We start from the raw sequence: 25,414 nt of genomic DNA, 5'->3' as shown, positions 1-25,414 counted from the left end.
AGAGCCGCTTCTATGACCCGTCCGTTTTTGCTTCTCGCCGTCCTGATGGTCGCATGGTTTCCCGCCGGCGACCTTCGGGCCACCAGCGCCGACTGGGGCGCAGTCGATGTGCTGGTCGACGCCTATGACAAGCCCGACGAACCCGGCATCAGCCTGGCGGTCTCGGTCGACGGGCAGACAGTTTACCACCGCTGGGCGGGTCAAGCCGATCTCGCACGCGGCGTGCCGATCGCAGCCGATACGCGGTTCCAGATCGCATCGGTCAGCAAGCAGTTTACCGCCTACGCCATCATGCTGCTGGTCGATGAGGGGACAATCGCGCTCGACAAGGATATCCGCCAATACCTGCCGGGCATGCAGCCGCGCAGTCCCGTGGTGACTGTCCGGCACCTGCTCGATCACACCAGCGGGTTGCGCGAGGCGAACAGCCTTCTCCTGCTGACCGGCCAGTCCGAGGTCGCACCGGTATCGGCCACGCGCTCGCTCGATCTGGTCTATCGCCAGCGCGGCGGGAACTTCACTGCCGGCGAGCGGCAGGAATACAGCAATACCGGCTATCAATTGCTCGCCCGGATCGTTGCGCAGGTGTCGGGAATGCCCTTCGCCGAATTCGTCCAGCGCAGGATGCTCGAGCCGCTGGGAATGACGCACAGCCTGGTACGGACCGAGCCCTATGCGATAATTGCAGGATTGGCGGCGAGCTATGACCCGCGCGGAGGCGGTTTCGTCGAGCAGCCGATCCTTGCAACGACGTACGGCTCCACCGGGATGGTCTCCACCCCGCTGGACCTGGTGCGCTGGGGCCATGCCTTGAATGTTCGCTCTACCGGCAGCGAGGCTGCAATCGCGCTGCTGGATGATCGGTCGTCGCTGACCGATGGCCAGAACCTGGTTGGCGCGAACGGGCAGGAGTTTCGGCGCCTGCGCGGTTTCGACACCTGGTCGCATGGTGGCAGCCAGGGCGGATTTCGCAGTTTTCTGCTGCGCATCCCCGGACGGCGGATGGTCATTGCGGTGATGGGCAATCGGGCCGACTTCCAGAAGGCGCGCTTCGCCTTCGACGTTGCACGCGCGCTGCTGTCCCTGCCTGAGGAGACCCTGCAGGTCCCGCCGTTCGAACCTGAGACGGGACCGGCGCTCGATCGCTATACGGGCGACTACCGCCTGTTTGCCGGAAACGTGTTTTCGCTGCAGCGCGATGGAGACAGCCTCACCTTTGCGACCTTTGGCAAGGACGATGCTTTCCCTGTGCGGCAGATCGGTCCCGGCGAATTTATGCTCGATCCGCGACGCGACCTGCGCCTGCAGTTCACCGATTTCGAAGCCGGCCGTGCGAGCGAGATGCGCTGGGTGGTGAGCGAGGACGGCTTCCTGCGCGCGCCCCGCGTGGCGATGCAGCCCGTGCCGGCCGATAGCCTCGACCCCGCCGATCTCTCAGGCACCTATTACAGCGATGAATTACAGCAGGTAATCGAGCTCTCGGACAAGGATGGCGCGCTGTGGCTGCGGATGGGCAATGGCGCCAGCACACCGCTCGAACGCTATCAGCCCGACCTGCTCCGCCCGATCGAGCACTTCGCCATCCAGCGATTGCGGATCCCGGGCGAGCCTTCGGGGGACATCGCATCGCTGCTGGTGTCGACGGCGCTGGCGGACGATATCCCCTATCGCCGGATCGACACGCCGCCCCCTGCACCGCAGTAAGTCCGCGTGACGCGCGCCACATGAAAAGCGGGACGCCCGCCCCGGATAGTCCGGAGCGGGCGCCCTTGGCCGTCGATGACGGCGTCATATTCTAACGCAGCGTCTCAGCGCGGCGCCATGCGGATCGCACCGTCGAGACGCACGTCCTCGCCGTTGAAATAGCCGGTTTCGATCATGCACATGGCAAGCTTGGCATATTCGCCCGGCAGGCCGAGACGCTTGGGGAACGGCACCGATGCGGCGAGCGCTTCCTTTACCTGCGGCGGCGCGGCGTTCATCAGCGGGGTTTCGAAAATGCCCGGCAGGATGGTGTTAACACGGATGCCTTCGCGCATCAGATCGCGCGCGATCGGCAGGGTCATGCCGACGACACCGCCCTTGGATGCCGAATAGGCCGCCTGGCCCATCTGGCCGTCTTCGGCAGCGACGGAAGCGGTGTTAACGATCGCACCGCGATCACCGTCGTCGCTCAGCGCGTCGAGCGTCATCATGCCCGCAGCCGACTTGGCGATGCAGCGGAAGGTGCCGATCAGGTTGACCTGGATCACGAAATCGAAGGCCGAGAGCGGGAAATGCTTGATGTCGCCGCTCTGCTTGTCGCGGCTGGCGGTCTTGATCGCATTGCCGATGCCCGCACAATTGACGAGGATGCGTTCCTGGCCATGCGCTTCGCGCGCCTTGGCGAAACCGGCATCGACGTCTTCGTCGCTGGTCACATTGACCTTGCAGAAGATGCCGCCGATGTCCTTGGCGACCGCTTCGCCCTTCTCTTCGTTCATGTCGAAGATGGCGACCTTGGCGCCCTTGGCGGCCAGCGCGCGCGCAGTGGCTTCGCCGAGACCCGAAGCGCCGCCGGTGACGACGGCGGGAGTGTTGCTACTTACTTCCATGGATTGTCCTCTCAGATTTCAAGTGACTTAAAGCGCCTCGACGATGGTGACGTTAGCGACGCCGCCGCCTTCGCACATCGTCTGCAGGCCGTATTTCTTGCCGCGCGCCTTGAGCGCATGGACCAGCGTGGCCATCAACTTGGTGCCCGACGCGCCGAGCGGGTGGCCCAGCGCGATCGCGCCGCCATTGACGTTGAGCTTGTCGGGATCGGCCCCGAGATGCTTGAGCCAGGCCAGCGGCACCGGCGCGAACGCCTCGTTGACCTCGTAAAGGTCGATATCGCCGATATTCATGCCCGCGCGCTGGAGCGCACGGTCGGTAGCGAACAGCGGCTCTTCGAGCATGATGACCGGATCGCCTGCGGTCACCGTCAGATTGTGGATCCGCGCCAGCGGGGTGAGGCCGTAATCCTTGAGCGCCTGCTCGCTGACCACCAGCACCGCGCTTGACCCGTCGCAGATCTGACTGCTGCTCGCAGCGGTGATCTTGCCTTCGGGGCTGAGCAGCTTGACGCCGGCGATGCTGTCCAGCGTGGCGTCGAAGCGAATGCCCTCGTCGACCGTGTGGCATTCCTCGCCCTCGGGCGTTTCGATATCCACGCCGACGATTTCGTTCTCGAAGGCGCCCGACTTGGTCGCCTCGATCGCCTTCTGGTGGCTCGCCAGCGCGAAGCGGTCGAGGTCGTCCTTGGAGAAGCCATGCTTCTGCGCGATCATTTCCGCGCCCATGAACTGGCTCCACTGGATGCCGGGATATTTTTCTTCGAGCCCGGGCGATTTGTAGTTCCCGAGACCTTCCTTCATGTGGAACATCGCGGTCGAGCCCATCGGGACTCGGCTCATGCTTTCGACACCCGCTGCAATGACAACATCCTGCGTACCGCTCATCACAGCCTGCGCGGCAAACTGGATCGCCTGCTGGCTGGAGCCGCACTGGCGGTCGATGGTGACCGCGGGAACGCCCTCGCCCAGATGCTTGCTGGCGAGCACCGCGTGGCGCCCGACCTGCATGGCCTGTTCGCCGCCCTGGCTGACACAGCCCATCACCACATCGTCGACCGCCTTCGCCTCGAGACCGCTGCGCTCCATGATCGCATCGAGCGACCTGGCGGCGAGATCGACCGGGTGCACACCGGCAAGGCGGCCACCGCGCCGTCCACCGGCGGTCCGGACGGCTTCGACTATATAGGCTTCGGGCATCGGCATCCTCTTATCGGTTGTTATAGGTTTTGAAACGGGACCGTTTGCCTAGTCCCGCCTTACGTAAACGTCAAGCAAGCTCAAAAATGGGCCTATTTCCGACTATTGCCGAGCCGCCCATACATGGTGAAACTTTCGCATACCGCGGTGTGACATCGACGTCACACCCGTTACGCCAATCCCCCACGAATGTAACAAATGCTTTGCATTGGGCGCGTCCCTAAAGGCACATGCCAGCTTCCACTGGAGGGATTGTGCATACGTATGGCTGTTTAGGCCATGCGAATTCTCTAGTTCCTCCCAGGGGTTCCTTGGAGATCCGACCTCAGGGGTCGGTCGATCAATAGAGGGATTATCAGAGTGAAACTTCAAACCTACTTCAAAGCCAGCGCGGCACCCGCCGCTCTCGGTCTTGCGCTTCTTGCGCAGCCGGCGATGGCACAAGTCGGCCCGGCCGACGAAAGCACGGTTGGCGACGTCGGTGAAACGGCGACTCCCACCGGCGCGATCGTCGTTACCGGTTCGCGTATCGCACGTCCCGACGTCGACAGCGCCAGCCCGGTTACCGTTATCGGTGCCGGTGAAGTCGCCGACACCGGCACGGTCCGGGTCGAAGACCTGGTCAACGCGCTGCCGCAGGTTGTCGGTGGCCAGAACGCCTTCATCACCAACGGTGCATCGGGTACCGCCACGGTCGACCTTCGCGGTCTCGGCACGGCGCGTACGCTCGTTCTCGTCAATGGCCGTCGCCTGCAGCCGGGTGACCCGGCAGTGCCCGCAGCCGATCTTAACCAGATCCCGGCATCGCTCATCGAGCGTGTCGAAGTTCTGACCGGTGGTGCTTCGGCTACCTACGGTGCCGACGCTGTGGCCGGTGTTGTCAACTTCGTCATGGACACTGACTTCGAAGGCGTCCGCCTCGATGCCACCTATGGCTTCTACCAGCACGACAACGACACCAGCCAGATCGTCAAGCAGGACGGTTCGTCGATCGACGACCTGAACGACCAGCGCGGCTTCAGCCCGCCCAAGGGCAATGACGTTGGTGGTTCGCAGTACAATGTCGAACTCACCGTCGGTGCGTCGTTCGACGACGGCCGCGGCCACGTGACCGGCTATGTCGGCTATCGTGAAGTCGATGCGCTGTTCCTTGGCGACCGCGACTATTCGTTCTGCGCACTGACCACCAGCGCGTCGGGCAACATCTCGTGCGGCGGTTCGTCGACTGCACCGTATGCCACGGTCACCAACCCGGCATTCGCCGAGTTCGGCAGCCTGGTCGCCGACGGTTCGGACGACTTCAGCCGTCCGTTCGAAGCGTACAACTACAACCCGATCAACTACTTCCAGCGTCCGGATACGCGTTACACCGCAGGCTTCTTCGGTGATTACGAAATCTCGCCGGCAGTAACGGCCTATGCCGAGTTCATGTTCATGGACGACCGCTCGCAGGCCCAGATCGCCCAGTCGGGTACGTTCTTCGCCGACCAGTACAACATCGCTTGCGACAGCCCGCTGTTCACCGCGGCGCAGGGCAATTTCCTGTGCAGCAACTACGACGGCGTCGAAGGATTCGGTGACTTCATCGACACCGACGGTGACGATGTGGCCGACACCGATCCGACCGGCGCAGGCGTTGTTCCGCTTTACATCGGTAAGCGTAACATCGAAGGCGGTCCGCGTTTCGACGACCTCCGTCACACTGCATACCGCATGGTCGGTGGTCTTCGTGGTCCGATCACGGATTCGATCCGCTACGACGCGTCGATCCAGTACGGTACGACCATCTTCAGCCAGGTCTACAACAACGACTTCTCGCGCTCGCGTCTGCGTAACGCCCTCCAGGCGACCGTTGACGGAGACGGCAACGTCGTGTGTCAGTCGGTTGTCGACGGTTCGGATCCCTCCTGCCAGGTGTACAACCCGTTCCAGGGTCCGGGCATCATTGCAGGCGACGATCCGCGTGACGGCATCACCCAGGCAGGGATCGACTACGTCAACATCCCGCTGCTTTCGAAGGGTGAAGTCGAAGAAGTCGTGGCCAACGCCTACATTTCGGGCGATCTGGTTTCGTTCGGCAATGCAAGCCCGATCGGCTTCGTGCTCGGCGCCGAATATCGTGAAGAGCTGCTCTCGACCCGCAACGATCTCGCGTTCCAGACGCAGGACGGTGCCGGCCAGGGCAGCCCGCAGCTCGATGTCGACGGTCGTTTCGACGTGAAGGAAGTCTTCGGCGAACTTCGCATCCCGATCATCGAAAACGGCTTCGTGGACCTTCTGGCTCTCGAACTCGGCTATCGTTATTCGGACTACAGCACCGGTAACTCCACCGATACGTACAAGATCATCGGTGAATTTGCTCCGGTCGACTGGATGCGTTTCCGCGGCGGTTACAACCGTGCGGTCCGCGCCCCGAACATCCTCAACCTGTTCGCACCGAACCGGGTTGCATTGTTCCAGGGTAGCGATCCGTGCGCGGGTGCAACCCCCACGTTCACGATGGCTCAGTGTAACAACCTGGGTGTTCCCGACGCTCGTTACGGCTCGATTGCTGCCAGCCCTGCTGCGCAGTACAATCAGTTCATCGGCGGTAACGAAAACCTGACCCCGGAAAAGGCCGATACCTACACCGTCGGTGTGGTTATCGAACCGGATATGGTTATCCCGGGCTTCGTTGTGGCTGTTGACTACTACAACATCCAAATCGAGAACGCGATCAGCACGATCGGTGCTCAGACCATCATCAACCAGTGTGGCCAGACCGGTGACGCAACCCTTTGCGGTTTCGTCAATCGTAACCCGGGAAGCCTGACGCTCTGGACGCCGGGTAGCTCGGTTACCAACACCACCCGCAACATCGGTGGCGTTGATACCAGCGGTGTCGATATCTCGGCATCGTACAACCGTACGATCGGCGCTGGTCGTCTGAACCTGTCGTTCAACGGTTCGTGGCTCGACTCGTACTTCTTCGATACGGGCGTTCCGACGCTCGATACCGATGGTGCGTTCGAATGCGCCGGCTATCACGGCAACAGCTGTGGCACGCCGCTGCCTGAATGGCGTCACCAGATGCGTCTGGGTTACACCTTCGACTCGGGCTTCGGTGCCTCGATCCGCTGGCGTCACTTCGGCGCGGTTGATTGGGACCAGCGCAGCACGGATACCGACCTCGGTACAGGTGAAGACGCCTCGATCGGCGACATCGGCGATCAGAACTACTTCGATCTGACCATGTCGTATGACCTCGATCCGGTGATGTTGCGCGTCGGCGTCAACAACCTGTTCGACAAGGAACCGCCGATCATCGCTTCCGGCTTCGGTGGCTCGAACGGCAACACCTATGTCGAAACCTACGACCCGGTCGGTCGCCGCATCTTCATGAGCGCCACGCTTCAGTTCTAGAACTTAGCGCTCTGAGAAAACAGGAAAGGCGGGCTTCGGCCCGCCTTTCTTTTTGCCTGATCGGGATGTGTCCCGGCTGCGGGCACGGGCATATGCCCGCGGACCGAAGCGAAAGCCGTGTCAGACCGGGTCCGGAATCAGCGCAGCGCGGCGTCGAAGGCGATGGTCAGCCGTTCCCCCGCCGAAAACGGCCGGGTCCCGTGCCATGTCCATGACGGAAACAGCGCCAGCTTGCCCTTTGTGGGCTCGATCAGCCGCAGGGGTGCCCAGTCGAGCCCGAACTCGCGCGGCGGTTCGCCCAGCGCCAGCCAGCCATCCTGGCCCGTCTCGCCTGCCCCCAACGTATCGGGCAGGGCGAGATAACACGCCGAACTGATATCCCCGCGGTTGTGGAAATGCGCGACGTGAAAGCCGGCATCCTGCAGCCGGACCGACCAGGCCCCGGTGAACCGGCGGACTTCGCGCGGCAGCGACAACCAGGGATGAGCAGCATCGCGCGGCGGCAGTGCCGCAAGATATTCGCTCACGGCATCGACGATCGCGGCCTTGAGTTCCGCAATTTCGGGCGCGGTCCGCGCAAACAGCATGCCATCGGTTTGCGTGCCGCCCCGCAAGGATTGTTCCAGCGGTTGGCGCTGCGACGTGTGGATGCTGCGCAAATGATCCGCCAGCGCGTCGATGTCCCTGATCCGCGAAGCGATATCGGCCGTTCCGACCAGCTCGCCATCGCGCTCCAGCCAGTGCCAGCGGTCGGGGTCGCTCCCGCGCCATGCCAGCGAGAGATAGGGCAGCACATCGCGGGCATAGCCCGCACGCAACAGCCGCTTGCCAAGTTTGGCCAACTCGTCCCAGCGATGCATCCGCGCCAGCCAGCGAGCGCGTAGCATATCCGCCTGGGGATCTTTCCATGTCGCCACAACGGCAAGGTCATCCGCACGCTCGGCAAAATCCTCTGCCTCGCACGCGGCCTGCGCGGCCATGAATGCCACCTCGCGCGTATCGCCCAGGGCAGTCCGCGCGCGATCGACGATCGCCAACGCGGCCTGCGCGCCCGAGTGACGCTCGGCCAAGCGCGCATATTCCATCCAGACCTCTGGCGGACAGTTGCGCCGTGCCACCGCCTGTTCGAACCCCTCCATCGGGTCCTCGCCCGTGGCCGCCTCCCAGCGCAGCTGCGCGCGGGTCCGCAGCGCATCGAGCTGGAAGGGCTGCGCGGCGATGACTTCGCCCAGCAGGCGATCCCCGTCCGCGCTGCGGCGTTCGGCATGCAGCGCAGCGGCGTGCTTGATCGCCAACGCGGCATCACCCGGATCGGCAGCGCTGGCGCGCGCGAAATGCGCCACGCTCGGCTCGCCCGTATCGAACTGCGCCAGCGCGCGTATCCGCAGGGCAGAAGGATCGGCCGGCGCCGTTGCCAGAACGTGCTCGCTGGCCGCAATCGCGCGTCCGGTTTCGAGCGCGTCGCGCTCGAGCATGGCAAGGTTGCGCCAGCCGCGCAAATGCGCGGGATTGTCGCGGGCAATCTGCCGCAGGTCCTCCAGCGCCGCTGCGTTGTCGAGCTTTTGCGCCTGCAACACCGCCCGATCCACCGCGGCATCGACCAGCCGCGGTTCCAGCTGCAGCGCGCGATCGTAGGCCTTGACCGCTTCGTCGGGGCGCCCCGCATCATCCAGCGTGCTGGCATATTCGGCCCATAGAGGTGCCTCGCGCGGGGATACCCGCAGCGCCTTCTCGAGCAATTTGGCGGCCCCGCGAGCATCGCCTTCGGCGCGCGCTAGCCGCGACGACAGGTAAAGCACCGCCTTCTCGCGTGGCAGCGCCTTGCGTAAAGGGGCAAGAAGCGCCTTGGCTTCGGCCAGTTGCCCCCGCTGCAGTGCCTGCTGCGCCGCCCGAAGCGCCCGCTGCGCGGCTGCGGCGTCCATCAGTCGATACGCTTGACGCCGCGCCAGCCGCGCTTGCCGGCAATCGACAGCTTGAGCCTGCCCAGAGCGCCCTTCTCGATCGTCACCTTCTCGCCCGGCTGGAAGAAGCCGTACCGCAGCGAGCCTGAAGACATGGCCTCCCACACGCTGCCATTGTCGAGCTGGAACCGCAGGATGTTGTAAGTCTGGTTGAAATCGACATGGGTAATCGTGCCGTCATAGCGGTCAGCCCTGTCCTGTTCGTCCGCAACGGGGTTGCCGAAATTGTCGCGACGCAGTTCTTCACGCTCGGCTTCGGCGACCTCGTCGACACCGAAAATGGTGTCCATCGCATCATCGAAACACTCGAGACGACGCGCGTTCTTCTCCATCGCGCGGCATTCGAGCAGCAAGGCGTCGTTACCCGTTTCCTGCGCGCTGAGGCCGACGGGTGTGGCTACGAGAATGGCCGCAAGGCCGAAGAGACGCAGCATCTGGGAGTTTCCTCTCGCGAAATTGGTTCGTGACATCGCACGCGAACCTAACAGATTGCCCTTCGGTCACAAGGTGATGCGTAGCCGGGAGCGATCTTTACGCCAGCATGATTGTTGCAGATTTGAGACAGTTTCAAACGCGATTACTTTTTGGTTCGAAATTCGACGAACGACCATTGCTAGCGTGCGGGTCTCAAGTTCAATGGGCGCTGTGCACTAATGCACGGTCGCAAATCAGGGAATCCAGATGACCCATACAACCCCGCCTCTGCGGGGCCGGCGTCTTGCGCTCTTCACAAGCGCAGGGATCGCAGCCCTCGCCATTTCCACCCCCGTTTTTGCTCAGGATGCTGATGACAGCATCGTCAACGAGCAGGTCGAAGCCGCTCCCACCCCCGGCAACGCAATCATCGTCACCGGTTCGCGTATCGCTTCGCCCACAGTCGAATCCCCCGCTCCGCTCCAGATCGTCGATAGCCAAGTTATCAATGATGCCGGCGTCACCAACATCCAGGAAGTGCTGCTCGAAAACCCCGTTTTCGGCACGCCCGCTCTCAGCCGCACCAACTCGGCGTTCCTTACCTCGGGTACCGGTGTTGCCACAGTCGATCTTCGCGACCTCGGCTCCGACCGTACGCTGGTTCTGATCAACGGCCGTCGCGTCGTTGGCAGCCTTGCAGGCTCGGCCACGGTCGACCTCAACGTGATCCCGACCCAGTTCATCGACCGGGTCGACATCCTTACCGGTGGCGCTTCGTCGCTTTACGGTTCGGACGCGATCGCCGGTGTTGTGAACTTCGTTTACAAGACCGATTTTGAAGGCGTCGAAGCCAACGCCCAGTATGGCATCACCGAAGAAGGTGACGACGCACGGTACCAGGCCAACCTCACCGCGGGTACCAACCTCGCCGGCGGCGACGGCAACATCATGGTCCACTTCGGCTATTCGAACGAAGAAGGCCTGCTGTCGAGCAAGCGTGCCAACACCCGCGTCGACGATCTCGACTCGATCTACTTCGGCGGCGAATTCGGCGTTCCGACCGAACCGTATCTCTCCAGCTTCCCTCCGCAGGGCCGCTTCATCACCCCCGGCGGAACGTTCACCTACGATCCGGACGGAAACCTGCAGGATTGCTTCACGACCAATGGCCCGACCTGTGAGTCGACCATCGGCTCGGGCACCGGTCCGAACGGCTTCAACCGCCAGGACTTCCGTACGCTGGCCGTTCCGGTCGAGCGTTACCTGTTCGCCGCCCGCGCCAATTACGCGCTGTCGGACAACATCAGCGTTTTCGCTGAAGGTACCTTCAACAAGACCACCTCGTCGCGCATCATCGAGCCGTTCCCGCTTGAATCGGGCGGCGCCAACGGGATCTACCCGACCGACGGTGGTTACAACATCGAGAACTACCTCCCGGGCACCAGCACGATCGTAGCCAACCCGTTCGTTCCGGCGGAAATTCTCGCTGCCGCGACCGATTCGAATGGCGACGGACTGCGGGACATCGGCTTTGCCCGTCGTCTGTCCGAATTCGGCGGCCGTACCGGCTCGACGTCGCGCGATTTCTATCGTTTCGTGGTCGGTCTCGAAGGTGGCCTGTTCGACGACAAGTTCAGCTGGGACATCAGCTACAACTACGGCGACGTCAGCGAAAACCAGGTCTCGTCGGGTCAGGTCAATGTGATCAACTTCCGCGATGCACTCGCCGTGCGTTCGGAAGTCGGTGACGAAAACGGCAACGGTGTCGCTGGCGAAGCGCTCTGTATCGATGCCGAAGCGCGTGCAAACGGTTGTGCTCCGGCCAACATCTTCGGGTTCGGCAGCCTCTCGCAGGATGCCGTGAACTACATCCAGGCGCAGGGTACCTACCAGACCGGGATCACCCAGCAGGTCGTGCAGGCCAACCTTTCGGGCTCGCTCTTCGAGCTTCCCGCAGGTTCGGTCGGCATCGCCGTCGGCGCGGAATACCGCAAGGAAAGCTCGTTCTCCGACAACGATGCGCTGACCAATGCCGGCCTCAACGCCGGTAACGTTCTGCCCGACACCAGCGGTTCGTTCGACGTGAAGGAAGCCTACGGCGAAATTCGCGTTCCGATCCTTGCCGATACTCCGTTCTTCGAAATTCTCGAAGTCGGTGCAGCGGCACGCGTGTCGGATTACTCGACCGTCGGTACGACGTTCAGCTGGAACGTGACCGGCACCTGGGCACCGATCGACGACATCCGCTTCCGCGGCACCTACGCCAAGGCGGTTCGTGCACCTAACGTGGGCGAACTGTTCTCGGGTCTGTCGCAGACCTTCCCGAGCGGCCTGACCGATCCCTGTGAAGGCATCGGTGCAACCGGCGGCGGCGCACTGGGCGACAATTGTCGTGCAGCTCCGGGCGTAGCGGCAAATATCGCTGCAAACGGTACGTTCACGCTGAACCAGTCGGACATCCAGGGTATTTCCGGCTTCAACGGCGGCAACCCGGACCTGCAGGAAGAAACTGCAACGTCGTGGACTGCGGGTGTGATCATCAACCCGCGCTCGTTCGACGCTCTGCGCAACCTCACGATCACCGGCGACTACTACAACATCAAGGTAGAAGACGTGATCTCGGGCTTCCCGCGTCAGTTCAGCCTCGACCAGTGCTACGGCCAGGGCAATGCTACGTTCTGTGACCTGATCACCCGTCGTCCGACCGGAACCGCGGTCAATAGCGCTGGCTCGATCGATCTGATCAACTCGCTGTCGGTCAATGCTTCGGTCCTCAAGACCTCGGGCATCGACGTGACCGCGAGCTGGTTCACCGGTCTTGGCCTGATGGACAACGACCGTCTGACGGTCCGTGGTGCATACACGCACATCCTCGAGTATGACTTCTTCTCGCTTCCGGGTGGCGACGCCGACCGGGCCGATGGTGAAGTTGGCACCTCGAAGGATCGTTTCACTGCAAACGTTGCATATGGAACGGGCGATTTCCGCACGACGTTCACCGGTACCTTCATCGGCAGCGCCTACATCGACGATCAGTTCGATGGCTCGCGCGTCTATGAAATCCCGGCTGAATTCTACCTCGATATGCAGACGACGTTCTTTGCTGGTGACCGGTACGAATTCTATCTCGGCGTCGACAACCTGCTCGACAACGATGCCCCGAACATCCTCAGCGGTGTGACCGGCAACGTTACCGGGTCGGACACTGCCGCAGACGTCTACGACGTCTTCGGTCGTCGCTACTACACTGGTGTCCGCCTTCGTTTCTAAGGCTTCAACACCTAACGACACAAAAGAAAGGGCCCCGGGAAACCGGGGCCCTTTTTCGTTGGGTTGTAGCGAAAGCGGCGCAATCAGGTGATCGTCATCGCCAGTTCGCCATCGCCTTCGTCGATCGCGACCTTGGAGCCGTCGGGGACCTTGCCCGACAGGATCATGTCGGCAAGCGGGTCCTGCACATAGCGCTGCACCGCGCGTTTCAGAGGGCGTGCGCCATAGACCGGGTCGTAGCCGACCCGCCCGAGCCACTTCTTCGCGGCATCTGTCAGATCGAGCACGATCTTGCGATCGCTAAGCAGCTTCTGCACCCGCGCGACCTGGATCTCGACGATCGGCGCCATGTGTTCCTGCGCCAGGCGATGGAACAGGATGATCTCGTCCAGCCGGTTGAGGAACTCGGGGCGGAAATGCCCGCGCACCACATCCATCACCTGCGGCTCGACATCCTCGACCTTCTGGTCGTCGTCCATATTTGCGAGGTACTGGCTGCCGAGGTTCGAGGTCAGGATGATCAGCGTGTTGCTGAAATCGACCACGCGGCCCTGCCCGTCGGTCAGCCGCCCGTCGTCGAGCACCTGCAGCAGCACGTTGAACACGTCGCTATGCGCCTTCTCGACCTCGTCGAACAGCACCACCTGATAGGGGCGCCGGCGGACCGCTTCGGTCAGCACGCCGCCTTCCTCGTAACCGACATAGCCCGGGGGTGCGCCGATCAGCCGAGCGACCGCGTGCTTCTCCATGAATTCGCTCATGTCGATACGCACCATTGCCTGGTCGTCGTCGAACAGGAAGCCGGCAAGCGCCTTGGTCAGTTCGGTCTTGCCCACCCCGGTCGGGCCGAGGAACAGGAAGCTGCCCAGCGGCCGATTTGGATCCTGCAGTCCCGCGCGCGCGCGGCGCACCGCCTTGGAGACCGCGTCGATCGCCTGGTTCTGGCCAATCACCCGCTTGGCGAGGATATTCTCCATATCGAGCAGTTTCTCGCGCTCGCCTTCCAACATCCGGTCGACCGGGATGCCGGTCCAGCGGCTGACGACACCGGCGATGTCGTCCTCGGTGACCTCTTCCCTGAGCAGCGCGTTGTCGGTGTGGCCCGACGCTTCGGCGAGCTTCTTCTCGAGGTCGGGAATCCGGCCATATTGCAGCTCGCCCGCCTTCTGGAGGTCACCGCCGCGCTGCGCCTGTTCCAGTTCGATCCGCGCCTGGTCGAGGTCTTCCTTGATCCGCGCTTCGGCGTGGATCTTGTCGCGTTCGTTCTGCCACCGCGTGGTCAGTTCGCTCGACTGCTGTTCGAGTTCGGACAGCTCCTTGCGCAGCGTCTCGAGCCGGTCCTTCGACGCGCTGTCGGTTTCCTTCTGCAGCGCCTGCTCCTCGATCCGCAGCTGGATGATGCGCCGGTCGAGGTTCTCGATTTCCTCGGGCTTCGATTCCACTTCCATGCGGATGCGGCTGGCGGCCTCGTCCATCAGGTCGATCGCCTTGTCGGGCAGGAAGCGGTTCTGGATGTAGCGGTTCGACAGCTGCGCCGATGCCACGATCGCGCCATCGGTGATGCGCACACCGTGGTGCAGCTCGTATTTATCCTTGATGCCGCGCAGGATCGAGATGGTATCCTCGACGCTGGGCTCTTCGATGAAGACCGGCTGGAAACGCCGCTGCAGCGCGGGGTCCTTCTCGACATATTTCTGGTATTCGTCGAGCGTGGTGGCGCCGATGCAATGCAGCTCGCCGCGGCTGAGCGCAGGCTTGAGCAGATTGCTCGCATCCATGCTGCCCTCGCTCGCGCCCGCGCCGATCAGCGTGTGCATCTCGTCGATGAACAGGATGATCTGCCCCTCGGCGCCTTTCACCTCGTCGAGTACGGCCTTGAGCCGTTCCTCGAACTCGCCGCGATATTTCGCGCCTGCGATCAGCGCGCCCATGTCGAGCGACATGAGCGTGCGGCCCTTGAGGCTATCGGGCACGTCGCCATTGGCGATCCGCAGCGCGAGCCCTTCGGCGATCGCCGTCTTGCCGGTGCCGGGTTCGCCGATCAGGGCGGGATTGTTCTTGGTCCGCCGGGCGAGGATCTGCACTGTGCGGCGGATTTCCTCGTCGCGCCCGATTACCGGGTCGAGCTTGCCGTCGCGTGCTGCCTGCGTCAGGTCGCGGGCATATTTCTTCATCGCGTCGTAGCTTTCTTCGGCCCCTGCGGAATCGGCCGTGCGTCCACCCGTGACCTCCTGGATCGCGGCTTCGAGCGCCTTGGCATCGATACCCGCTGCGGTCAGCGCCTTGCCCGCCGAATTGTCGGCCAGCGCGAGCGCCTGCAACAGCCGCTGGACCGGGACGAAGCTGTCGCCCGCCTTTTCGGCGAGCTGTTCAGCCTGGTCGAGCGTGCGCACCGCGTCATTGTCGAGCCCCGGCGTCTGCTGCGCGCCCCCGCCCGACACTGCGGGCAGTTTCGCCAGCGCGTTATCGACTTCGGTGATCGCGACGCCGGGGTTGCCGCCGGCACGCTGGATCAGCTGCGCAGCCATGCCCTCCTCGTCGTCGAGCAGCGCCTTGAGCAGATGCGCGGGCGAAATCCGCTGGTGGTTCAGACGGATCGCAACGGTCTGTGCAGCCTGCAGGAAACCCTTGGCGCGGTCGGTGAATTTCTCGAGATTCATGCAAACACCCCATTCGTGAATTGTCGCCCGGATATGGTGTTGCGATTATGCAACACAACCCCTCCCCCGCAAATTTTCACGAGGTGTGTTACCTACATATAGGGGTCGCGATAAGCTTGTGAAGCCAGCCCGGGCGCAATTCACGCGAGCCGCGCGCCGTTCGCGACACCCGGTTCGGGACGCGCAAGCAGGATCTCGCCGTCGCCATCGGGAAAGCCGAGCACCAGTATCTCGGACATGAAGGGGCCAATCTGGCGCGGGGCGAAATTGACCACCGCCATCACCCGCTGCCCCACCAGCGCTTCAGGCGTGTAGTGGCCGGTGATCTGCGCCGAGCTTTTGCGCTCGCCGATCTCGGGTCCGCAATCGACCCATAGCTTGATTGCCGGGCGGCGGGCCTCGGGGAAGGGTTCGGCGCGGGTTACCGTGCCGGCGCGAATGTCGAGAGCGGCGAAATGCGCGAAATCTGCATGGTCCATCGCCCCGGTCTATGCCTAGCGTCGGTGCCCATCAACCCTCGGTCAGCGGCTCAAGCCCCGGAACCATGATCGTGCGGTCGCCGCCGAAATCCTCGCGCACCACGACCAGCCCCTGCCGTTCGAGATGATCGAGCAGGCGGCGGATACGGCCGGGCGAACTGGTGCCATAGGCACGCGCCAGTTCGGCCTCGTCGACCTGCGTTTCGCCCGCATGCGCCGCTTTGGCGATGACGAGGAAGGGGCCGAGCAGATCCTCTTCGACCGCGCCCGCCAATTGCATGATACGTGCTTGCAGACCCTCGTCGAGGTCTTCCAGACCGGCCCCGGCGACCGCGAACCGGCGGCGGAAGGTGCGCATGTCGGGCATCGGACCGATCAGCCGTTCGCGCCGACAGCGGGTGAGGAAGGTCTGGTATTGCGCGCTGGCCGACTGGAAGGAAATGCCCTCCTCCTGCGCCAGTTCGCCAATGATCTGCGCGATCCGCGTGGCGACGGCGGTGGTATCGACCGGCTCCGAACGGGGCTCGACCTGGCGCTCATCCGCTCGCGCGATGCTGTCCTCGATCTCGTCGACCGGCGGTGCAGGTGGCGGCGCAGGCGGCGGCGGGGCCTTGGCCACGTCGGCCGCCAGATCGGTGGTGAGCAGCGCCGCCATATCGGCAGGCGCGGTATCGGGTAGCGCCATCAGCCCTTCGCTGCGCGCCTGGTGACCGGTCTTCACCGGGCCGATCTTCACTGCCAGCGGCAGCCGCGTGATCGCCGGGCCAAGCGCGAGGAAATGCCCGCGTTCGAGCTCGCGGATACGCTCCGCCTGTCGCCGCTCCATCCCGAGCAGGTCGGCCGCGCGGATCATGTCGATATCGAGGAAGGTCCGCCCCATGAGGAAGTTCGACGCTTCCGCGGCGACGTTTTTCGCCAGCTTCGCCAAGCGCTGCGTGGCGACGACACCCGCCAGCCCACGCTTGCGCCCGCGGCACATGAGGTTGGTCATCGCCGCCAGCGTCATCCGCCGCGTGTCCTCGGCCATCTCGCCAGCGGCGGCGGGGGCGAACATCTGCGCTTCGTCGACCACCACCAGCGCGGGATACCAATGTTCGCGCGGGGCATCGAACAGCGCGGTCAGGAACTGCGCGGCACAGCGAATCTGTTGTTCGACCTCGAGCCCGTCGAGATCAAGCACCACACTGGCGCGGTGTTCGCGGATACGTCGCGCGAGCGCCTCGATCTCGCCCGGCGAATAGGCTGCGCCGTCGATGACCACATGGCCGAACTCGTCCGCCAGCGAGGGGAAATCGCCTTCGGGGTCGATGACCACCTGCTGCACCATCCCCGCACTTTCTTCGAGCAGGCGGCGCAGCAGGTGCGACTTGCCACTGCCCGAATTGCCTTGGACGAGCAGACGGGTCGCGAGGAGTTCCTCGATATCGAACTCGACCGGCTTGCCGGATGATTCGTGGCCGATGGTGATCTGCGCTGTCACGGACAAGGGATTAGCCAGTCGAATCCGCAAGGGGGAACAGCGCCGCGGCGGTTTTGCCCAATCGCATTGCGTCACCCCGCTCCGCTCGCTAGTCGGGTTGCAAGAGAGGACCGAAATCTATGAAGAAATCGCTGGGGCGCATTGGTTTTGCGCTGCTTCTGCTCGTGCTGGTTGCATTTATCGCGCTGGCGACGTGGGAACCCTTCTGGGCCAAACGCGGCGATGTCGCCCTGCCCGACCGGACCTACACCGCTGAAATCAGCCGCGACGAATTCGGCGTGCCGCATATCTACGCCGCCACCGATGCCGATGTCGCCTATGGCGTCGCCATCGCGCATTCGGAGGACGATTTCTTCACGCTGCAGGACGTGATCGCGATGAGTCGCGGGCGCTATGGCGCGATCGCGGGCCAGGACGGCGCTGCATTCGACTATGCCTATCACCTGCTCGACGCGCGCGGCACGGCGGAGCGCGAATATCCGCAGCTCCCCGAAGACACGCGCGCGCTGTTCGATGCCTATGCCGCGGGACTCAACGATTTTGCGGAAGCGCATCCCGGCGAGGTCAAGCTGGGCAACCTCTTCCCCGTCGACGGGGTCGATGTGGCCGCGGGTTTCGCGCTGCGCCAGCCGTTCTTCTTCGGCCTCGGCGGGATTATCGAACCGCTGGTATCGGGCGAGCCGCTGCGGCCCGAATACGGCCCCGCCATCCCGCGTGAAAACGGCGAGGCAGCGCCGACCGTCGAACCGGCCGAAGTTATCCGCACGGAGGGCGCACCCGCGCCCGATCTGGCGCGCGCCGGGCCGCTCCCCCGGGGCGAAGAGGCCGCGCTGGCCGGGTCCAACGCGTTTGCGGTGACGCCCGAAAAATCGGGCGGGCCGACGATCCTCGTGTCGAACAGCCACCAGCCCTGGCGCGGCGGCGTGGCGTGGTACGAACTTGTCGTCGAAAGCGAGGAAGGCTGGCACTATGCGGGGGCGAATTTCCCCGGCAGCCCGTTCCCCTTCCTCGGGCATAACGAACATCTCGGCTGGACCAATACGGTCAACACGCCCGACATGACCGATATCTACCAGCTCGAAATGAACGAGGACGAGACGCAATACCGCATCGGCGACCAGTGGCGCGAGCTCGAAGCTGAGACGGTCACCCTGCCGGTCAAGCTCGGCCCGGTGACCTTGCCGATCCGCCGCACCGTCTATCGCAGCGTCCACGGTCCGGTGATCAAGAACGACGAGGGCTTCTTCGCGGTGCGCTATGGGGGGATCGGCAATCTCGGCCAGCTCGATGCCTATTACCGGCTCAACAAGGCGACCAGCCTCGAGGAGTTCGAGCAAATCCTCGCGCGGATGGACATCCCCTCGACCAACTTCATCTATGGCGACGAGACGGGCAACATCGCCTATGTCTACAACGCCGCCATCCCCGACCGCGCCACGGGATATGACTGGCGCACGGTCCTGCCGGGCGACGACCCGCGCGCGATCTGGTCCGGCCCGGTCGCCTATGAGGAACTGCCGCGATACGTGAACCCGGCGAGCGGCTGGCTCTACAACGCCAACAACACGCCTTATACCGCCGCGGGCGCCGGAAGCGACCTTGCGCCCGAGGACTTCGCCCCAGAACTCGGCGTCGAGCTCAAGCAGACCAACCGCTCGCGTCGTGCGTGGAAATTGCTGAGCGAGGCGGAGCAGCTCGACCGGGCCACGCTCGAAGCGATCAAATACGACACTGGCTACGACCGCAGTGGGTATGTCGCAAAGCTCTGGGACGAACTCGAAGCGCTCGACCTGGCGGACGATGGCGCGCTCGCGCAGGCCCGCGACATGTTGCTGGGCTGGGACTTCACCGCCGACAATATCGGCGAAGCCGATGCGCTGGCGCTGCTGATGATCCGCGAATTCATGTCGTCAAGCTACCAGAACAAGCCGTGGCCCGATGTCCGCGCCGAGCTGGATAAGCAGGTCGCCCATCTCGAAACCCACTTCGGGCGGATCGACCCGCCGATGGGCGATTTGCTGCGCCTGCGGCAGGGCAAGGTCGACTTGCCGCTCGATGGCGGATCGGACACGCTGCGCGCCTCCACGCTGTGGGATGTCGATGACGACGGCCGCCTGTCGGTTCGGCATGGCGACAGCTTCATCCAGTGGGTTGAATGGCTGCCCGGCGAACGCGTCTCCTCGCGCTCGATCCAGCCCTTCGGCGCCGCCACGACGCGGCCCGGTTCCCCGCATTACACCGACCAGGCTGCGCTGTTCGTCAAGCATCGCTTGAAGCCGGTGCATTTCTGGCGCGAGGACGTGCTGGCCAATGCAAAGTCGCGCAAGACCGTGACCAATCGCCGCTGACGCGTTAGCATCGCCCAAACCCGGATTTCGAACACACCATCGAGGTATCATGCGTATCAAGCCCCTCCTGACCGCCAGCGTGCTGGCCCTCGCTCTCGGGGCCTGCGCGCCCGCCATGACCGCCAGCGCGCCTGCACCCGCGCCCGCCGCCGTGGCCGACGATGCTGCCCCGGCAGAGCTCGCCGCGCTGGTCGAACAGGTCGATATTCCGTTCGAGAAATTCACGCTCGACAACGGGCTCGACGTGATCGTGCATACCGACCGCAAGGCCCCCATCGTCGCGGTGGCGGTGTGGTACAATGTCGGTTCGAAGGACGAGCCCAAGGGCAAGTCGGGCTTTGCGCATCTGTTCGAGCACCTGATGTTCAACGGCAGCGAAAACGCACCGCAGGACTATTTCCAGTATCTGCAGGAAATGGGCGCGACCGATTACAACGGCACGACCAATTTCGACCGCACGAACTATTTCCAGACCGTGCCCCGGCCCGCACTCGAACGGGCGCTGTGGCTCGAAAGCGACCGCATGGGCTATCTGCTCGGGGCGGTCACGCAGCAGAAGCTCGATAACCAGCGCGGCGTGGTCCAGAACGAGAAGCGCCAGGGCGACAACCAGCCCGGCGGACTGGTCTTTTACGAGATCGTCAACACGCTGTTCCCCGCGCCGCATCCCTACGATCACACGCCGATCGGCTCGATGGCTGATCTCGACAGTGCGGAGATGGCCGATGTGCGCGACTGGTTCCGCGACAAATATGGCCCCAACAATGCCACCGTGGTGCTGGCCGGCGACATCTCGCCCGCAGAGGCCCGCCCGCTGGTGGAGAAACACTTCGGACCGATTGCGCGCGGCCCGGTCAACAACCCCGCCGAAGCCGCCGTTCCCGAGCTTACCGAAGACGTCCGCACGGTCATGCGCGACCAGGTCGCCGCAGTCAGCATCGACAAATACTGGACCGCACCGGGCATCACCGACCGCGAACTCACTGCACTGACCGTGGGCGCACGGATCCTGGGCGGGCTGTCTTCGAGCCGGCTCGACAATGCGCTGGTGCGTGACGAGCAGCTGGCGGTGAGCGTTTCGGCCGGAAACTACGCCTGGCAGCGCGTGGGCATCCTGAACGTCGCCGCCACGGCCCGTCCCGGAGTTGACGAGGCCGAGGTCGAGCGCCGTCTCGACGCGCTGATTGCCGAGTTCATCGCCGAAGGCCCGACCGAAGACGAGGTCCGCCGCGCGGCGACCAGCTCGGTCGCCAGTACGATCCGCGGCCTCGAACAGGTCGGCGGCTTCGGCGGCAAGGCCGTGACCCTGGCATCGGGCGAAGTGCTGGCGGACGATCCGGGCTTCTATGCCCGCGAATTCGAAATCCTCGCGACGCTCACCCCGAGTGAAGTCCAGGCGGCAATGCAGCGCTGGATGACCCGCCCCTCGATGACATTGATCCTCGAACCCGGTGAACGCGGCGACGCTTATGAAGAAGCGGCCAGTGTCGCCGAAACCGATGTGCAGGCGGAAGAGGGTGCGGCCGAAGAGCTGACCGTTACCCAAGTACGCCCCGCCCCGCCGATCGACTCGATCGCGCAGCTCGACTTCCCCGACGTCCAGCACACCACGCTGGCGAACGGAATGGCGCTGCATTACGCGCAGCGCGACGCGATCCCCGCGACCTATGTCACGCTGGCCTTCGATGCGGGCAGCAGTGCCGATCCGGCGGACAAGCGCGGGCTTGAAAGCCTCGCGCTCGGCCTGTTCGAGGAAGGCACCACCAGCATGAACTCGCGCGAGATTGCCGAGACCAGCGAACGGCTGGGCGCAAATATCTCGCTCGGCGGCGGTGCCGACCGGTCGAGCTTCACGCTGTCCGCGCTGTCCGCCAATCTCGTGCCCTCGCTCGAACTCCTGTCCGACATCGTCCGCAATCCCGCTTTCGCGCAGTCCGAGATCGACCGCGTCCGCGCGCAGCGGATCACCAGCGTCGAGCAGGAACTGCGCACCCCGGCCTCGATTGCGCAGCGCACTGCCGCCCCGCTGATCTATGGTGCAGGCAGCCCCTATGCCGGGCCCGATAGCGGCACGGTGGAATCGCTCGAGGCGATCACCCGCGCCGACATCACCGGCTTCAAGGACCGCTGGATCCGGCCCGACAATGGCGAAATCTTCGTCGTCTCGGATCGTCCGCTGGATGAAATCGTCACAGCGCTCGATGCCGTGCTGGCCGATTGGGAAGCCCCCGCGACCGCGAAGGGCGAGAAGAGCTTCGGCGCAGCCCCCGCAGCGCCCGCCGAAAGCCGCATCGTGCTGGTCAACCGGCCTAATTCGCCGCAGAGCTACATCTACGGCGGCCAGCTGACCTCGGTCGATCCGCGCGGCGAAACCTATGTCGACTTCCTCAACGCCAACAACGCGCTGGGCGGCAATTTCCTCGCCCGGCTCAACATGAACCTGCGCGAGACCAAGGGCTGGAGCTATGGCGTGCGCGGCGCGCCGCTGACCAATGAGAACGCGGTCGCCTACACCGTGCGCGCGCCCGTCCAGGCCGACCGCACCGGCGATGCATTGGCCGAGCTGATCCGCGAAACCGGCGAATTCCTCGATACGCGCGGCGTGACCGAAGCCGAACTGACCCGGATCGTCACCGCCGAAATCGGCGAACTGCCCGGCCAGTTCGAAACCTCGAGTGCAATCCTCGGCGCGATGCAGAGCAATGCGCTCTATGGGCGGCCCGACGATTACTACGAGGTCATCGCCGACCATTACCGCGAACAGACCACCGCCAGCCTCGATGCCGCGGCCCGCGCAGCAATCGATACCGACCGGTTCGTCTGGGTCTTGGTGGGCGATGCGGCAGTGGTCGAACCGCAGCTCGAACAGCTCGGCCTGGCGGTCGAACGCATCGAAATGGCGGGAACCGACTAATTGACATTCCTGTCAGCAGGCCCGATTGAAAAGAGACTTTGAACCTTCAAGTGAAGAGAGGAATACCCATGTCCGTAGCAGGTACCTATGACACCGTCGTAAAGAGCCCGATGGGCGACCAGAAGGGCACGCTGACCGTGGTGCCGGGCGACGATGGCAACAGCTTCACCGGCTCGATGGCGGGCGGCATGGGCTCGATGGACATCACCGACGGCACGATCGAAGGCGATACCCTCAAGTGGAAGATGGACATGACCGTCCCGATGCCCATGACGCTCAACTGCACCGCCACGGTGACCGGCGAACAGATGACCGGCACCGTCAATGCGGGCGCTTTCGGCGACATGCCGCTGACCGGCGAACGCCAGGGCTAAGCCTCGCAGCTACCCAACACAAAGGGCCGCCGGAGCGATCCGGCGGCCCTTTCTGTTTGTGGAGGGGAGAACGGGCCCTAGCGGACTACGTCCATCTCCTCGATCAGGCCCTGTGCGCCGTCGACTTTGTCCATCACCCACAGCATGTAGCGCGTATCGACATGGATCGTACGCGTGGTGCGCGGGTCGAAATCCCAGTCCGAATTGACGCTTTCGAAGGTGCCGTCGAACAGCAGGCCCACCAGTTCGGCGCGCGCATTGAGCGTGGCCGAACCGCTGTTGCCGCCGGTGCTGTCGAGGTCCGACAGGAAGTTGACCGGCACCGAGCCGATGCTGTCGAGCGCATAGGGGCCGTAATCGCCCGCACGGATGCTGGCGAGCTGGCCTTCGGGCGCGTTGAACGGTTCTTCGCCCGTATCCTTCTCGAGGATGCCTTCGAGCGTGGTGAACGGCAGATAGGCCATGCCGTCACGCGGACTGCCGCCCAGCACCTTCCCATAGGTCACCCGCAGCGTGCTGTTGGCATCGGGATAGGTCGCCTCGCCCTGGCTGCGTTGCCACTGCGTGATCGCATCCATATAGGCAGGACGTAGCGCCAGCGCGCGGCCTTCGCGCTGCTCGCCCTGCGCTTCCAGCTCGCGCTCGTAATCGTACAGCGCGATGGCGAGCTGCATGAACGGATCGTCGCTCGCCTCCAGATCGGCAGCGCTGGCTTCTATCAGCGCAAGCCTCGTCTCGCTCTCGTCGAGCACGGTGTCCGCGTAATAGCGATCGACGATCGCATCGAGCTGTTTCGCATCATCGACGCCGGTCAGACCCAAAGCGTCATCGAACACCGCCACGCGTTCGCCCTGAGGCTGCGCAAGATAGCCCTCGAGGAACAGCAGCCATTCGGCCTTGTCGACTGCCGGGTCGTACCGCCGGTCGAGCGCCTGCAAACCCTGGCGGAAGAACGCCATGTCGCGTTCCTGATAGCCGCTTTCGCGCTGCGCATCGGGCAGTTCGCGTTCCTTGGCCAGCCGGTAGAGCCGCTGCGCAGCCGACAGCAGCTGCGCCCGCGTGACATTGCCATACCAGAAATTGGTCCGCGCGGCGGTAGCGCTTTCCCCGGTCAGCGTATCGAGCGAAGCGAGCGCCTCGCCATAAGGGCTGCGCGCAGCATCGGCGGCGATCCACGCATCGAGCGCGGCTTCACGCTGGCGGCGACGCTCGACGAGGCCCACGCGGCGCGCGCCATCGATCTGGCCGCGCAGGTTCTTTTCGTAATTGTTCAGCCCAGCAAGACGCGATTCGTATTTCACCCGCGCATCCGAACCGACCGGTGCCGCCTCCTCGATCGTGTCGATCCAGTCGTTGAGCAGCGTGACGAAGGTCGGATAGGTCCATTCGAACGTGTTCTCGACTTCGCCCAACCGAGTGTAGCGCTGGGTCGAGCCGGGATAACCGGCCGCCATCACGAAATCGCCATCATCGAGCCCCGCCGCGCTCACCTTGAGATGATGCTTGGGCCGGTAGGGGACATTGTCTTCGGCATATTCGGCGGAGGAGCCGTCGGGCGCGACATAGGCGCGGTAGAAGGCGAAATCGCCCGTGTGGCGCGGCCACATCCAGTTATCGATATCGCCGCCATATTTCCCGACCGCATCGGCGGGGGCATAGACCAGCCGCACGTCCTTGACCTCGAGCCGCTTGATCAGCGTGTATTCCTTACCGCCGTAGAAACCCGCGACGAGACAGCGATAGCCGACTTCCTGCTCGCATTCGGCGGTAATGTTCTTCACCCGCTGGTCGACCGTGTCGTAACGATCGGTCGGCGACAGACCGTCGATCCCGTCGCGCACGCGCGCGGTAACGTCGCTGATTTCAGTGGTGACATAGACGCGCGATCCGGGGGCGGCGGGCAGTTCGTCGGCCTTGGCCTGCGCGAGAAAACCGTTCTCGAGATAATTGTTCTCGGCAGTTGAGTTGTATTGCACCGATCCGCGCGCGCAGTGGTGATTGGTAACCACCAGCCCTTCGGGCGAAACGAAGCTCGCCGAACAGCCCTGCAACTGGACGATCGCGCCCATCGGGAAACCGGTGAGGTCGGACAGCTTCTCGGGCGAAACTTCGAGCCCCATGGCGCGCAGATCGTCGGCGATTTCGGGCAGCTGGCCGGGGGTGAACATTCCCTCCTTGGCAGCCAGCGGGGCGGATGCGACGCAGGCCATCAGCGCTGCGACCACAGCAGTATTCTTCATCGAGACACAGTCCTCTTCGAGATGCGCGAAAGACGCGCGAATGGCGGGAAGGCTAAGCCTTCCCCGACTGCGGAGCAA

General features: G+C 63.9%; 14 protein-coding genes. 6 read left to right on the top strand and 8 right to left on the bottom strand.

Features of this window, described 5'->3' with window-relative positions:
- Positions 1–12 precede the first annotated feature (12 nt).
- On the top strand, positions 13–1,704 hold the full coding sequence (locus N6L26_RS01020; protein WP_263606208.1) for a serine hydrolase domain-containing protein: 1,692 nt from the start codon (positions 13–15) through the stop codon (positions 1,702–1,704).
- Positions 1,705–1,808: 104 nt separating this feature from the next.
- On the opposite strand, the gene N6L26_RS01015 is transcribed toward N6L26_RS01020, so the two are convergent.
- On the bottom strand, positions 1,809–2,594 hold the full coding sequence (locus N6L26_RS01015) for an SDR family NAD(P)-dependent oxidoreductase (RefSeq protein WP_263606207.1): 786 nt from the start codon (positions 2,592–2,594) through the stop codon (positions 1,809–1,811).
- A gap of 27 nt (positions 2,595–2,621) precedes the next feature.
- Positions 2,622–3,794 (bottom strand): acetyl-CoA C-acetyltransferase, encoded by a 1,173-nt coding sequence (locus N6L26_RS01010; protein WP_263606206.1) that lies wholly within the window; start codon positions 3,792–3,794, stop codon positions 2,622–2,624.
- Positions 3,795–4,154: 360 nt separating this feature from the next.
- Here N6L26_RS01010 and N6L26_RS01005 point away from each other — a divergent pair, with 360 nt between their 5' ends.
- Positions 4,155–7,196 (top strand): TonB-dependent receptor domain-containing protein, encoded by a 3,042-nt coding sequence (locus N6L26_RS01005; protein WP_263606205.1) that lies wholly within the window; start codon positions 4,155–4,157, stop codon positions 7,194–7,196.
- A gap of 137 nt (positions 7,197–7,333) precedes the next feature.
- Here the strand turns inward: N6L26_RS01005 and N6L26_RS01000 are convergent, their stop codons facing one another.
- Complete coding sequence (locus N6L26_RS01000) at positions 7,334–9,118, bottom strand: putative 2OG-Fe(II) oxygenase (RefSeq protein WP_263606204.1); 1,785 nt, start codon at positions 9,116–9,118, stop codon at positions 7,334–7,336.
- Complete coding sequence (locus N6L26_RS00995; RefSeq protein ID WP_263606203.1) at positions 9,118–9,591, bottom strand: hypothetical protein; 474 nt, start codon at positions 9,589–9,591, stop codon at positions 9,118–9,120. The genes N6L26_RS01000 and N6L26_RS00995 overlap by 1 nt, the downstream gene beginning before the upstream one ends.
- Positions 9,592–9,838: 247 nt before the next feature.
- Between N6L26_RS00995 and N6L26_RS00990 the strand changes: the two genes are divergently transcribed.
- Complete coding sequence (locus N6L26_RS00990) at positions 9,839–12,841, top strand: TonB-dependent receptor plug domain-containing protein (protein WP_263606202.1); 3,003 nt, start codon at positions 9,839–9,841, stop codon at positions 12,839–12,841.
- Positions 12,842–12,924: 83 nt separating this feature from the next.
- Here the strand turns inward: N6L26_RS00990 and clpB are convergent, their stop codons facing one another.
- The 3 genes from clpB to N6L26_RS00975 form a co-directional block, all read right to left on the bottom strand.
- Positions 12,925–15,501, bottom strand: coding sequence for an ATP-dependent chaperone ClpB (clpB, locus tag N6L26_RS00985; protein WP_263606201.1), 2,577 nt, complete (start codon positions 15,499–15,501; stop codon positions 12,925–12,927).
- 140 nt (positions 15,502–15,641) lie between these two features.
- Positions 15,642–15,980: a tRNA-binding protein gene (locus N6L26_RS00980; RefSeq protein ID WP_263606200.1), complete on the bottom strand. Its 339-nt coding sequence runs from the start codon at positions 15,978–15,980 to the stop codon at positions 15,642–15,644.
- Positions 15,981–16,011: 31 nt separating this feature from the next.
- Positions 16,012–17,460: an ATP-binding protein gene (locus tag N6L26_RS00975; RefSeq protein WP_263607222.1), complete on the bottom strand. Its 1,449-nt coding sequence runs from the start codon at positions 17,458–17,460 to the stop codon at positions 16,012–16,014.
- A gap of 119 nt (positions 17,461–17,579) precedes the next feature.
- Here N6L26_RS00975 and N6L26_RS00970 point away from each other — a divergent pair, with 119 nt between their 5' ends.
- From N6L26_RS00970 to N6L26_RS00960, 3 genes are all read left to right on the top strand, one after another.
- Positions 17,580–19,808: a penicillin acylase family protein gene (locus N6L26_RS00970; RefSeq protein WP_263606199.1), complete on the top strand. Its 2,229-nt coding sequence runs from the start codon at positions 17,580–17,582 to the stop codon at positions 19,806–19,808.
- Between the two features lie 49 nt (positions 19,809–19,857).
- The gene (locus tag N6L26_RS00965) at positions 19,858–22,722 is read left to right on the top strand and encodes a M16 family metallopeptidase (RefSeq protein WP_263606198.1); all 2,865 of its coding nucleotides are present in this window, start codon (positions 19,858–19,860) and stop codon (positions 22,720–22,722) included.
- Between the two features lie 68 nt (positions 22,723–22,790).
- On the top strand, positions 22,791–23,096 hold the full coding sequence (locus N6L26_RS00960) for a hypothetical protein (protein WP_263606197.1): 306 nt from the start codon (positions 22,791–22,793) through the stop codon (positions 23,094–23,096).
- Between the two features lie 77 nt (positions 23,097–23,173).
- Here the strand turns inward: N6L26_RS00960 and N6L26_RS00955 are convergent, their stop codons facing one another.
- Positions 23,174–25,336, bottom strand: coding sequence for a S46 family peptidase (locus tag N6L26_RS00955; RefSeq protein WP_263606196.1), 2,163 nt, complete (start codon positions 25,334–25,336; stop codon positions 23,174–23,176).
- Positions 25,337–25,414 lie beyond the last annotated feature (78 nt).

The organism is Qipengyuania sp. SS22 (assembly GCF_025736935.1).
GTDB lineage: Bacteria > Pseudomonadota > Alphaproteobacteria > Sphingomonadales > Sphingomonadaceae > Qipengyuania.
The sequence above is the reverse complement of the archived record's forward strand: the minus strand, read 5'-3'. Positions and strand labels throughout refer to the sequence as shown.